Origin of the sequence: Nocardioides jensenii JCM 1364 = NBRC 14755 (assembly GCF_001552535.1) — a bacterium.
Taxonomy (GTDB): domain Bacteria; phylum Actinomycetota; class Actinomycetes; order Propionibacteriales; family Nocardioidaceae; genus Nocardioides; species Nocardioides jensenii.
Map to the genome: position 1 here is coordinate 19185 of NZ_BCRJ01000013.1, position 12484 is coordinate 31668.

11 protein-coding genes are annotated in these 12484 nt (G+C 68.2%); 8 read left to right on the forward strand and 3 right to left on the reverse strand.

Features of this window, described 5'->3' with window-relative positions:
* The first annotated feature begins 117 nt into the window (after positions 1–117).
* Together NJ4_RS05925 and NJ4_RS05930 are read left to right on the forward strand one after the other, a co-directional pair.
* Positions 118–1125: a 4-hydroxy-3-methylbut-2-enyl diphosphate reductase gene (locus NJ4_RS05925; protein WP_067431650.1), complete on the forward strand. Its 1008-nt coding sequence runs from the start codon at positions 118–120 to the stop codon at positions 1123–1125.
* A gap of 7 nt (positions 1126–1132) precedes the next feature.
* A complete protein-coding gene (locus NJ4_RS05930; protein ID WP_067431652.1) occupies positions 1133–1753 on the forward strand; it encodes an L-threonylcarbamoyladenylate synthase in 621 nt (206 codons plus the stop codon).
* Between the two features lie 51 nt (positions 1754–1804).
* Here the strand turns inward: NJ4_RS05930 and eccCa are convergent, their stop codons facing one another.
* Positions 1805–5782 (reverse strand): type VII secretion protein EccCa, encoded by a 3978-nt coding sequence (eccCa, locus tag NJ4_RS05935; RefSeq protein WP_067431655.1) that lies wholly within the window; start codon positions 5780–5782, stop codon positions 1805–1807.
* A gap of 135 nt (positions 5783–5917) precedes the next feature.
* Here eccCa and eccD point away from each other — a divergent pair, with 135 nt between their 5' ends.
* On the forward strand, positions 5918–7294 hold the full coding sequence (gene eccD / locus NJ4_RS05940; RefSeq protein WP_281178259.1) for a type VII secretion integral membrane protein EccD: 1377 nt from the start codon (positions 5918–5920) through the stop codon (positions 7292–7294).
* Positions 7295–7304: 10 nt separating this feature from the next.
* On the opposite strand, the gene NJ4_RS05945 is transcribed toward eccD, so the two are convergent.
* Together NJ4_RS05945 and NJ4_RS05950 are read right to left on the reverse strand one after the other, a co-directional pair.
* Positions 7305–7943 (reverse strand): hypothetical protein, encoded by a 639-nt coding sequence (locus NJ4_RS05945; protein WP_067431660.1) that lies wholly within the window; start codon positions 7941–7943, stop codon positions 7305–7307.
* Entirely contained in the window at positions 7940–9022 is a 1083-nt protein-coding gene (locus NJ4_RS05950; RefSeq protein WP_067431663.1) for a hypothetical protein, read from the reverse strand. The genes NJ4_RS05945 and NJ4_RS05950 overlap by 4 nt, the downstream gene beginning before the upstream one ends.
* An 85-nt stretch (positions 9023–9107) precedes the next feature.
* Here NJ4_RS05950 and eccB point away from each other — a divergent pair, with 85 nt between their 5' ends.
* The 5 genes from eccB to NJ4_RS26255 all read left to right on the forward strand — a co-directional run.
* A complete protein-coding gene (eccB, locus tag NJ4_RS05955) occupies positions 9108–10475 on the forward strand; it encodes a type VII secretion protein EccB (RefSeq protein WP_082748221.1) in 1368 nt (455 codons plus the stop codon).
* A gap of 138 nt (positions 10476–10613) precedes the next feature.
* Positions 10614–10928, forward strand: a complete 315-nt coding sequence (locus tag NJ4_RS05960) for a WXG100 family type VII secretion target (RefSeq protein ID WP_157550810.1) — start codon at positions 10614–10616, stop codon at positions 10926–10928.
* A gap of 11 nt (positions 10929–10939) precedes the next feature.
* Positions 10940–11227, forward strand: coding sequence for a WXG100 family type VII secretion target (locus NJ4_RS05965; protein ID WP_067431672.1), 288 nt, complete (start codon positions 10940–10942; stop codon positions 11225–11227).
* A 103-nt stretch (positions 11228–11330) separates the two neighbouring features.
* Complete coding sequence (locus NJ4_RS05970; protein ID WP_067431674.1) at positions 11331–11687, forward strand: hypothetical protein; 357 nt, start codon at positions 11331–11333, stop codon at positions 11685–11687.
* A 9-nt stretch (positions 11688–11696) separates the two neighbouring features.
* A partial coding sequence (locus NJ4_RS26255) for a hypothetical protein (protein WP_176573617.1) occupies positions 11697–12484 on the forward strand: 788 nt, incomplete at its 3' end.

Sequence of the window (12484 nt, forward strand, 5' to 3'; positions counted from 1 at the left end):
AGCCTAGGGGAGGGCGCCGACAGGATCCCGTCGGCTCTCCACAGTGCAGCGCGCTCGCGAGTCCGAGGGCTCCGCCGGACTCGGCTCCCTCGCACCCCTGCCACTAGACTCTGGCCCATGAGCACCGACCTCGGCACCCCTGCCGTCCTCAGTCCCGACGAAGCCGATCGCGCGGTTCGACTGGCCGCTCCCCGCGGCTACTGCGCCGGTGTCGACCGGGCGGTGATCACCGTCGAGAAGGCGCTCGACCTCTACGGGGCGCCGGTCTACGTGCGCAAGCAGATCGTGCACAACAAGCACGTCGTGTCGAACCTCGAGAGCCGTGGCGCGATCTTCGTCGAAGAGCTCCACGAGGTCCCCGAGGGAGCGACCGTCGTGTTCTCCGCCCACGGGGTCTCACCCGAGGTGCACCGCCAGGCCGAGGTCCGCAGCCTGAAGACGATCGACGCCACCTGCCCCCTGGTCACCAAGGTGCACCACGAGGCCAAGCGCTTCGCGGCCGAGGACTACGACATCCTGCTGATCGGCCATGAGGGCCACGAAGAGGTCGAGGGCACCGCCGGCGAGGCGCCCGACCACATCCAGCTGGTGCAGGGGCCCGACGACGTCAAGAACATCGAGGTGCGTGACCCGAGCCGGGTCTCGTGGCTCTCCCAGACCACCCTGTCGGTCGACGAGACGCTCGAGACGGTCGCGGCGATCCGTGAGCGCTTCCCCGAGTTGCTCGACCCGCCGAGCGACGACATCTGCTACGCCACCCAGAACCGCCAGCTGGCGGTCAAGGAGATCGCCGCCGACGCCGACCTGGTGATCGTGGTCGGCTCCGGCAACTCCTCCAACTCCGTGCGGCTGGTCGAGGTGGCACTCGAAGCGGGGGCGAAGGCGTCCTACCGCGTCGACGACGCCTCCGAGATCGACGAGGCCTGGCTCGATGGCGTCGCGAAGGTCAGCGTCACCTCGGGTGCCTCGGTGCCGGAGGACCTCGTCGAGGGTGTTCTCGACTTCCTGACCGAGCGCGGCTACCCCGACGCCCAGGCGGTGCACACCGCGGAGGAGTCGCTGATCTTCGCGCTTCCTCCCGAGCTGCGTCGCGACATGCGGGCCGCGCAGAGCGCCGGGAAGTAGTCGGCCGATGGCGCGCTATCTCGACATCCATCCGGAGAACCCGCAGCAGCGGCTCATCGACCAGGTCGTCGAGCAGCTGCGCGACGACGCGCTGATCGCCTACCCGACCGATTCCGGCTACGCCCTGGGTTGTGCGCTCGGCAATCGCGACGGCCGCGACCGCATCCTGAAGATTCGCGAGCTCGACGACAAGCACCACTTCACGCTCATGTGCCGCGATTTCGCACAGCTGGGCCAGTTCGTGCACGTCAACAACACCGCGTTCCGCGCGATCAAGGCCGCGACGCCGGGGCCCTACACCTTCATCCTGCCGGCCACCGGCGAGGTGCCGCGGCGGCTGATGCATCCGAAGAAGCGCACGGTGGGCGTGCGTATCCCGACCTCTCCGTTGGTCGGCTCCCTGCTCGACGCCCTCGGTGAGCCGCTGCTGACCAGCACGTTGATCCTGCCCGGCGAGGACGAGCCACGCACTCAGGGCTGGGAGATCAAGGAAGAGCTCGACCACGTGGTCGACGTCGTGATCGAGGCCGGTGAGGTCTCGGCCCAGCCGACCACTGTCATCGACTGGTCGGGCGACACGCCCGAGGTCATCCGCGTCGGAGCCGGGGACCCTTCCCGCTTCGAGTGACCGCCGCCAGACCGGGTACGACGACCGCCCGGTGCTGACCGGGCGTTCGTCTCACCTGGTCATCAACGGGGTCTGGATGACCTTGGTCCCGATCCTGCGGTCGACGAGCTTGCCCCGACCGGGAGGCATGGACTCGAGCTTCGCCCCGTGCAGGACCGCACCTTCGTCCTTGGACCCGGAGAGCAGGAGGCCGGGGGTGCCCAGCTCCTTGAGCCGCTTCATCAGGGGCTCGAAGCTGGCTCCACCGGATCCGCCGGCCGACCGGGTGATCACCACGTGCAGCCCGATGTCGCGAGCCTGTGGCAGGAACTCCAGGAGCGCATGGATCGGGTTGGGTTGGGCCGCTGCGATCATCTCGTAGTCGTCGATGAGCACGAACAGCTTCGGACCGTCCCAACGGGGAATCTCCTGGGCAGTCGGATCGACCTTGATCCCGGCGAGTCGGGTCCGCATGGCGTCGGCGATCTGCTTGACCATCTCAGGTGCGTCGGCGGAGTTCGTCACATAGGCCAGTTGGTGCCCCGTGGTGATCGCGCCGATCATGCCCCAGCGATAGTCGAAGGTCACGATCTTCGCTTCCTTCGGTGTCCAGCGTGTGGTGATGCCCCGCGCCACCGAGCGCAGCACGTTGGACTTGCCGGACTCCACGTCGCCGAGCACGAGGAAGTGCGGCTCTGCGTCGAAGTTCACGAAGACCGGGGACAGCGTGTCCTCGTCGAGCCCCAGCGGGATGGCAGACTTCTCCGGATCCGACTCGGGGAGCTGCGAGTAGGGCATCTTGCGGGGGAGCAGGCGTACGACGGGCGCCTCCGGACCGTTCCACGCGGACCGGACTCGCTGGACCAGGTCGGCCACGCCATCGCTGAGGTCGTCGGCGTTCGATGATCCGTCGACGCGCGGGAGGGCGGTCAGGTAGTGCAGCTTGTTGCTGCTCAGGCCCCGACCCGGTGTCTTCTCGGGGACGTTCTTGGCGGCACGACGATCGACATCGGACTCGGCCGGATCACCCAGTCGCAGTTCGAGGCGCTGGCCGATCAGGTCGCGCAGCGCTGGTCGCAACTCCATCCAGCGCTGGATCGACACGACGACGTGAACCCCGAAGCCGAGTCCGCGGGTGGCGATCTGAGTGATCTGGGACTCCATCTTCTCGTAGTCCTGACGGATGGTTCCCCACCCGTCGATCACCAGGAACACGTCGCCGAAGCCGTCGCCGGACTCCGCACCCGAGGCCACCATGCGCCGGTAGGTGTTCATCGAGTCGATCCGCTTGGAGGTGAAGTGCGCCTCGCGGGCATCGATCAGTGCGTTCATCTCGGCAATGGTGCGCCGCAGCTTCTCCTGGTCCATGCGGGTCGCCACCGAGCCGACGTGGGGCAGGTCGGACAACCCGGTCAGGGTTCCACCGCCGAAGTCGAGGCAGTAGAACTGCACCTGCTGCGGGGTGTGGGTGAGGGCGAGTCCACAGATCATGTTGCGGAGCAGCGTGCTCTTTCCGCTCTGGGGCCCGCCGACGACCACCGCGTGCGAGCTGGCCAGGTTCATCCACAGCGGGTCACGACGCTGCTCGAACGGCTTGTCCTCGACCGCCACCGGAACCTGCAGGAGGCGGGAGCCGTCCCAGTGCTCCGGACGCAGGCCGAACTCGGTCTCGACGAGTGGCGGGAGCAGCGCGTTGAGCGGGGGCGACTCGTCGAGCGGGGGCAGCCACACCTGGCGAGCCGGAGACCCCTGGCCCTTGAGGCGTTCGACCATGATCTCCATGAGCGTGTCGGAGGGCCCGGTCGCCTCCGGTTCCGGACTCGAGGTCTCGGGCTCCGGCTCGTGCCGCGGCTCCATGTGGGCCACCTCGTAGGGGAGGATCTGACCCGCCGAGGCGGAGTCGCTGTGCCCGATGCCGGCAGCGGTCTGCCCGCGCTTGTAGGGGGCCGAGACGTAGGCAGCGCGGAAGCGCACCAGACCCTCGCTGGCCTCCTTGAGATAGCCGTGGCCCGGGGCACTGGGCAGTTCGTAGGCATCGCCGACGCCGAGCACCGTGCGACTCTCCATCGCGGAGAACGTGCGCAGGCCCACCCGGTAGGACAGGTGGGTGTCGAGCCCACGCAGCTTGCCCTCCTCGAGGCGCTGCGAAGCCAGCAGGAGGTGGACCCCGAGGGACCGGCCGAGTCGGCCGATCATCACGAAGAGATCGATGAAGTCGGGCTTGGCGCTGAGAAGCTCACTGAACTCGTCGACCACGATGAACAACGAGGGCATGGGTTCGAGGGCCGCGCCCTGCTCCCGCGCCTTCTCGTAGTCCTTGAGCGAGGAGTAGTTGCCCGCGGCACGGAGGGCCTCCTGACGACGGACCATCTCGCCGGCGATCGCGTCCTTCATGCGGTCCACGAGGATGAGCTCGTCCTCGAGGTTCGTGATCACCGCCGAGGTGTGCGGGAGCACGTCCATGCTGGCGAACGTCGCCCCACCCTTGAAGTCGACGAGGACGAAGTTCAGGACCTCCGGTGAGTGCGTGACGGCCAGCCCCAGGACCAGTGTGCGCAGCAGCTCGGACTTGCCGGAGCCGGTGGCGCCGATGACCAGGCCGTGAGGCCCCATGCCGCCCTGTGCCGACTCCTTGATGTCCAGGTCGATGGGGTGGCCGGTGGGGCCGACACCGATTGGCACGCGGAGTCGGTCGCGTGTGGCACGCGGCCGCCAGGTGGCATCGGTGTCGATGGTGTGAGGGTCACCGAGGCGCAGGAGGTCCGGCAGCGTCATGTCGACGCTGAGCAGGTCGATCGGGTCGTTGTCGGAGGAGCCCGAGGACATCCTGAACCTGGTCATGCAACGGGCCAGGGTCGCGCTCTCGACGGTGGACAGGCCGTCGGGGGTTCCGAGCGCCGAGCGGGTGGTCTCGCCCGACGGACCCTCGGACCTGACCACCGAGACGGTGTCCTTGCGCAGCTCGAGGCGCAGTGCCCCGGACGAGTACTCGGTGGGAAGGACCCCGCGGAGGTCGATGACGGTGACTCCGTGGACGAGGCCGGCCGCCAGCTGGGCTTCGGGCGGCACCCGCCCGCCATCGAGTACGACGACCAGGTGGGGGCCGTCGGGGGCGGCATCGGTGCCGAAGCGGGGCCGGTTGCTCAGCGTGTCGCCCAACCGTGCCTCGATCGAGAGCAGGTCGTCGCGGACCAGGCGAACCTGGCCGACCGCGTCGGTCTCGTCGGAGAGGGCGTGGGGCACCCACTTGAGCCACTCCCAGTCGCCGACCGTGTTCGTGCCGGCACACACTGCGATGCGCACGTCATCGGGGGACTGCAGCGTCGCGAGCTGGGCGATCATGGCCCGGGCCATGGCGCGGACCCGATCCGCCGGACCGTTGACGCTGATCAGCCCGAAGGCGCGAAGGGACACCGCGACCGGGAGGTCGGGCACGGACTTGTGGGTGCGCACGAACCTGCGCAGGGCTCCGGCGGAGATCGGCTCCAGGTCCTCGACCGGCTTGGTCTCGGGAGTCACGAGCGTCACGGCCAGCCGCTGGGGTCCACGAGCGAGACGCACCGCGAGGTGGTCGACGTCGGTGGTGCGGCGCTCCCAGAGACGGGTGCCGAGAGCCAAGCACCAGAGAGAAGCGGGGTCCGGGTGGTGCCACAGCGCGGCCTTGCGTTGTTGGTCGACCACCTTGCGCACCCGGCGCCGGACCTGCACCAGATAGCGCTGGTAGTCGCGGCGATCACCGTCGAGCTTCTTGCGCTTCTCGCCGGACGACCGACCCACGCTGCCGAGCATCATGCCGCCGAACGCGATGGCCATCATGCCCATGGCCAGCATCATGATCGGGTTGCCACCGCCCGAACCGCCGGTGCGGGCGACCATCATCAAGCCCATGCCGCCTGCGCCGGCCATCATGGGAAGCATCATCAAGGCTTGGCCGGCGCCGCCACCGGACGTCGTCTCGGGCAGGTCCGGCGGCGGATCGAGGACGATCTCGCCGCGTGGCTCGCGGGGTGCCTTCTGCCGAGCCGGGCGCCTGAACAGTTCTGTACCCACACTCACCTTCCGAGTCAGTCAAAGTGCCGAGTTCGACCCGCGCCTGTGGAAACCACCATGGATGGTAAAGAATGCTGGTGACAATACCGGGCGTCGTCCGGGATCACGTCTGGAGGTGTGATGGCTACGAGCACGATGTCCAGCTTGTGCCGGCTCACGGTGATGACAACGAGCACGCGGGTGGATCTCGCAGTGCCGATGGATCTCACCGTTGCCGAACTACTGACCAACCTGCTGCGCACGCTGGGGCCCGATGTGGCCGACAGGGGCGCGGCGGCTGGTGGCTTCGTCCTCCAACGCACCGGCGAGGCGCCACTTGACCCCTCGCTGACCTTGCGTGCGGGCCAGGTCAGCGACGGCGACACTCTCCACCTGCGCATGCGTGCAGCCCAGATGCCCGAGGTGGCCTACGACGACGTCCTCGACGCGGTGTCCACCGGGGTGCTGACGAGATCACCTCGTTGGACGGCCGATCACACCGCCCGGGCGTGCACCTGGGGTGCCTCGGCCGCCATCGCCTTCGTCCTCCTGGCGTGCCTCCTGACCGGTCCCGGCTGGGCCGGCCCGGCGGGCATCGCCGGTGGCCTCAGCCTCCTTCTCCTGGGCGCGTCCGTGGCCCTCGATCGTGCCTACGAGCAGCACGGCCCCGCTCTCGCCGCGGCTGGGCTCTCGGTTGCTGCGGCCTTCACCGCCGGTGCGATGGTCGTCGGCGGTGACCATCGGGTCTGGTCCTTCGGGGTCACCCAGCTGCTGCCGGCCGCGGCCGCCGCCGTGCTCGTCTCCGTCGTGTGCCTGGTCGTCCTGAGTCGTGGTGTGCCCGGGTTCTCCGCGGTGGCCGGGGCGGGGCTGCTCGCTGCGATCGGATCCGCAGCGGCGGGCTTCGGTGACCTCGACGTCCAGGCCACCGCCGCCTTCACCGCGGGGGTGGCGCTGCTGGCGTCCCCGATCATCCCGATGGTGTCCTTCAAGCTGTCCCGACTGGCTCTCCCGATCGTGCCGACCGGCGCGGATGACCTGCGGGCCGACGGCTCCACCGTCGACGGCACCCAGGTGCTGCGTCAGGCGGTTCGTGCCGACCAGTACATGACCGGCATCGTGGCCGCCTTCGCAACCGCACTGGGCGGGGCTGCGGTCGTGCTCGCCGTCGACGGCACCGCCGAGCGGGTGCTCGCTGCCGTACTCGCTGGTGTCGCCCTGCTTCGTGCCAGATTGTTCACCGGGCGCTCGCAGCGCATGGCGATGCTGCTCGCGTCGGCCGCCGCCGGCGTGGCGGTCCTTGCCGGCATGGCGTTGAGCGCGGAGCCCTTGCTGCGTCTTCTGGCCGTGGCGCTGCCCGTTGCGGCGGTCGGTCTGGGGCTGTTGGCCCTGGTGGTCGTGCTCCCCGGGCGTCGCTATGCGCCGCCGAGTGGTCGGGCCGCCGACATCTTCGAGTCCCTGCTGGTGCTCTCGGTCCTGCCCCTGATCCTGGGCACCATCGGTGTCTACGGCCAGATTCGGGAAATGGTCGGCTAGGCAGACACGCCTAACCGCGCAGTGCCGACCGCTCGTCGCCCGTGGGCTCGAGTCGCACCAGCTGCACGCTGCCCCGGGTCACGACCGCGACCGCGTGGGGAGGGACCACGGTCAGGCTGGCGGCCGCCTCGCGCAGATCGAACACGTTGCCGACGGCGGCTGCCATCGACTGGCCGAGGACGCTGAAGAAGGCCACATCGGCGTTGCCGAAGCTGGCCACCCTGTTCTCGTCGACCTGCTTGGCCGCGTCGGATCCGAGGACGCGCACGTCGAGCATGCACTGCCATCCGGGCACTTCGGCGAACGGTCGGCTGATGTCGGGCCGGTCATCCACGAGCAGCTGTGGGCCGGAGGCAGACATCTGCGATGGGCCGGTCGGGGGCAGCAACCGAGCGTCCGCACCGAAGCGCAGCACCGGACCCCAGGCTGCTTCACGGGTGGACATCACCCGGACCGTGGCACCTGACTGTGCAGCCCGGAGAGCGATCAACTGTGCTGCGAGCGGCCCGGAGAAGACGGCGATCCGCGTGCCTCGTGGCCGGAACAGGCGCATGGTCAGGGGGCCCGACTTGTTGCGTCCCAGGTAGACCCCGGTCGTCGGCGCGGGAACGGCGACGTCGGGAAGCAGGGCGGTCCGCCAGCGGTTCATGCTGCCTCCATCGCGACACCGAGAAGTGTGGTGGCCTTCAGCAGCGGAACCTGTTCGCCGATCACGCGGTCGATGTGCAGGCTCAGGCCCTGGCTGATCCTCTTCAGGTGTTCCTCTGCCGACCTGACCACCTCGGTGCTGCCGCTGACGCGTAGCAGCAGCATGTACGTCGGTGGCTGCCGTCCGGTGCCCGGGTGAAGGACGACACTGGTGGCGACGATGGGCACAGGGAGGAGCGTCGCCAGCAGATCCAGCTTGGCGACGGCGTCGGCGCCGGTCACCGCGAAGGTCTGGGCGACCGTGTTGTCCAGGCGCACCTGGTTGAGCGCCTCCACCGCGGTGGGGAGGCTGCCGTCGGCCGCGACCGGCACCGGCCCGAGGCAACTGGCACTGTCCAGGGCAACGACCTTCTCCGGCAGTCTGCGGACCTCCACGCCTGCCGAGCTCAGCACCTCCTCGGCCCGCAGCACGCAGCGCCGGAGGATCTGGTTGATGGCGGGTACCCCACCCCGTTCGGCGATCACGTCGGCAGCGTGGAGGGTGTCGAGAGTGAGCACGAGGTGTCGGGTGGCCAGTCGACTGGCCGGTGGCACAGGACCGTCGGGCGTGCCGGGAGGGATCGCCACCGGTGCGATCGTGGTCACGAGTCGGACGCTGGACAGCGGGACGTCCTCGACCGTGAGCAGGTTGGCCAGCCGGTCCAGCGGAATGGCGATGTCCTCGTTGAAGATGTCGGACAAGGGCAACGACAGGGGGACGGACCAGGTCGTCGCGTCACGGATGGCACCGAGCGGCGTACCGCCGCCCACGGACGGGACCGTGACCACCTCATAGGTGCCTCCGGCCAGGGACGCGATCCCCTGACCCTTCAGCTGCCGCTTGCGTGAGCGCATCGCGAGCCAGGATCGCACGACGAGGTGGAGACTTCGGCGTCGAACCGACACCAGGGCGAGGGCCAGGCACGTGACTGCGACGACGGCGCCGATCACCAACCAGACTCCCTTGAAGGCGAGCGCGACGAGCGCAGCAGCGCAGGCGATCTCCAGCAGGACCAGCCGGGGGCGCGAGAGGAGCGACATGTGCCTGAGTATGCCCGACCCCTAAGGTGGTGCTCGACGCCTGTGGCAGCGTCGTTCTCTGTCGGTATCTCAGAAAGGGTGCGTGGTGCAGACCCGCCGTGACCAACTGCACGCCTATCGTTTCATGACCAGGCGCGCCATGTCCGCGCTGGTGACCGGCGAACCCGACTCCGTCGAGCCCCCCATGCGGCGGCTCACCGTGATCACCGTCAGCGGAATCATGATCGCCATCGTGGTCGCTGCCGTCTTCGCCGTCATCGGCCTCCTTCGTGGAGGCGGGGGTGACGACTGGAAGGCCGAAGGGTCGGTCATCATGGAAGAGGAGACCGGTGCCCGTTTCGTGATGGTCGAGGGCACGTTGCACCCCGTGCTGAACTACGCGTCCGCGGTGCTGGCATCAGGTGCATCCGGTGAGGTGCAGATCCACTCGGTGTCAAGGTCCGATCTTGGCTCGGTCGAACGCGGTGCGACGATCGGCGTCCCCGGGCTGCCCGACTCGTTGCCCGCGGCGGATGACCTCGTGGGTGGGCCGATCACCGTCTGTTCGCAGGCCCAGTCCGAGGGCGTGGAGGTCACGGCTGTCGTCGACGTGGAGATCGGTTCCGACGAGCCGTCGACGATGATGGCGGCCAGTGATGCGCTCTACGTCGAGTCCTTCGACGGCAAGCGGTTCCTGCTGTACGACGGACAGCGGCACCTCGTGGCCGACGAGGTCGAGGCCGTCCTGCAGATCAGTCAGGATCCGGTCCAGGTCGGGAGTGCCTTCCTCACCGCGATCCCGATGGGTGCGCCGTTCCAGACACCCGAGATCGAGGACGTCGGGGCGGCGAGGTCCGAGGCCGGAAGGAACATGCGGGTCGGTCAGCTGATCGAGGTGGAGGACGGCACCTTCCGGGTCCTGCTCGCCGACGGAGTCGCCCCCGTGACCGACGTCCAGGCGAAGCTGCTGCGCACGGTCAAGATCGACGGCCAACGCCGGGACCCGATCCCGATGTCGCTCTCCGACGTGCTGGGCATGGACGACGGTGGTGACCTGGGGGAGCAGATGGACGCCCTGCCCGAGCAGATGCCAGCCGTCTCGTCGGCTGCCGGTGAGGCTTTCGGTGCCTGCGCGGTGTTCGACGAGGACGCCACGGCGCCACGGTTCGCCGTTCCGGACGGTACGCCGCCCGGCAGGAGCCCGGGGTCGGAGTCCGACGCCTCACGACACGGCAGCGCCGACCACGTGTCACTCGAACCCGGCGCGGCACTGGTGGCAACGGTTCCCGGAGCGCAGACCGTGTACGTGATCGGTGAGCCCGGCCGTGCCTACCCCGCCAGCAGTCTCGAGGTCCTCGCCGGGTTCGGCTACGGCGGAGTCGACCCGGTGCCGGTGCCCGCCGAGCTGCTCGACATCATCCCGGGCGGGGACGCGCTGGACCCGGGTGACGCCCGTATGTCTGCCAGCCAGTGACTCTCCGGACTTCCTGCGTTCAGAGCGATGACAGAGGAAGATGGTCGACACGGAAGAAAAGGTCGACATAGGCTCGTTTAGCCCGATCGACTGTGGGAAGGGTTTCGGGCACCTGACCACCAACGAGGAGGATTTACTGTGTCTGGATTCAATACCAGCCAAGACGCGATGGCCGCTGGTGCGGCCCACGTCGATGAAGCAGCCCAGCAGGTTCAGGGCCAGATCAACACACTGCGCACCGAGGTCGAGACCATGTTGGGTGGGTGGGGTGGCAACGCCGCCGCCGCCTTCACCGGGCTCCACCAGAACTTCGAGTCGCAGGCGACGCGCATCAACAACTCGCTGATCGCGATGCAGGAGGCCCTGGTCTCCACGCGTACGACGTACGCGTCGCAGGAGGAGCAGGAAGCCTCCAACATGAGCAACCTGTCCGGCCAGATCAACGAGATGTGAGGTAGAGACCCATGAGCGAGATCAAGGTCAATTTCGGTTCCCTCGAAGCAGGGCAGGCCGGAATCAAGAACACGCACGGACAGCTGGTCAGCACGCTCGACGAGTTCGAGGCGAACCTCCAGCCGATGCTGCAGACCTGGGACGGTGCGGCCCGCGAGGCCTACTACCAGTGCAAGCAGGAGTGGGACAACGCGGCCGCGCAGATGGCGACCACGCTGAACCAGATCGGCCAGGCGGTCGGCACCGCTTCGCAGAACTACCGTCAGGCCGAGACCACAGCAACCAACACCTGGCAGTAATCACCACGCGCTCCACCAGACTGGCCGGCGGCCCAGACACGGGCCGCCGGGCCGGTCCGGTGACGCTGGTTGCCGCCATGGCGACAAGAAGGAGGAGTAGCACATGACCGAGTTCCGGGTTCGACCCGACGACTTGATTCGTGTTGCCAATCGGGTGGCCAATCTCAAGGACATGCTCGAGGGCAGCAACCAGAACGTGGGCGGCAACGTGCCCAACTACACCCAAGATGGTGACAAGCAAGCCATCCACGACGCGATCAAAGGCTTCCTGGCCAACGAGAGTGACGACGCATTCACCAAGGCGTACGGATTCGAGCACCAAGGAATCCTCAACACGTACAAGGAAATGGTCACGCAACTGGGCAACTTGGAGACAGCCTGCCGTACGACGGCCGAAGGCTACGCCGAGCAGGACAAGGCGACCAGCGATGTCATGAACAACCAGCCGACCGAGGACTAGTGGGCGAGCATGTCTAACAATCACAGGCCGGTCAACGTAGAGACCGGGACCAACAAGACCGACTTCGTCGTCAATCACTACGGCGACGCCCAGGGCATCAAGGACCAGTTCGCCGACACGCACCCCGAGAAGCTCGACCTGGTGATCGGGGCCAACAAGGACGTCTGGCTCCTGACCCGCGACGAGCTCGGCCCCGAGCTGGTCGCCATCCAGGAGGACCTCGCCGCCGCCTGGAGCGGAAACGAGCAGTCCGAAGAGGCGCTGTCGATCATCAAGACGATGATCACCGACAGCAACACCATCAGCGAGAAGTCGTTCGAGACCAAGAACGCGCTGGAGGGTCTGCAGACGAACTGGTACGCCCTCAAGAACGAAGCGACGAAGATCCGGACCGGCATCCTGGTCGATGACGACGACGCCGCCGGAAGGCGACTCTTCGACGACTGGGTCAAGGCCAAGAACGTGGCCATGGACGCCATGCCGAGCCACTGGGTCTACCACCAGGCGCTGGACGGAGAAGGGGTTCACGACCCGGGTCCGTCGCCCGCGCCGGCACCGGCACCGGCGCCTGCACCGGCGCCTGCGCCTTCCCCGGCGCCGTCACCTTCCCCGTCTCCGTCGCCGTCGCCGTCCCCGTCGCCGTCCCCGTCACCGTCTCCCTCGCCGTCTCCTTCGCCGTCGCCGTCCCCGGCGCCTGCACCGTCGCCCTCCCCGTCGCCTGCGCCCTCACCGGCGCCCGGCCCCACGGGGATCGACAGCTCGTCGTCGCTGGCAGGACTCGGTCCCGGCTCCGGTCC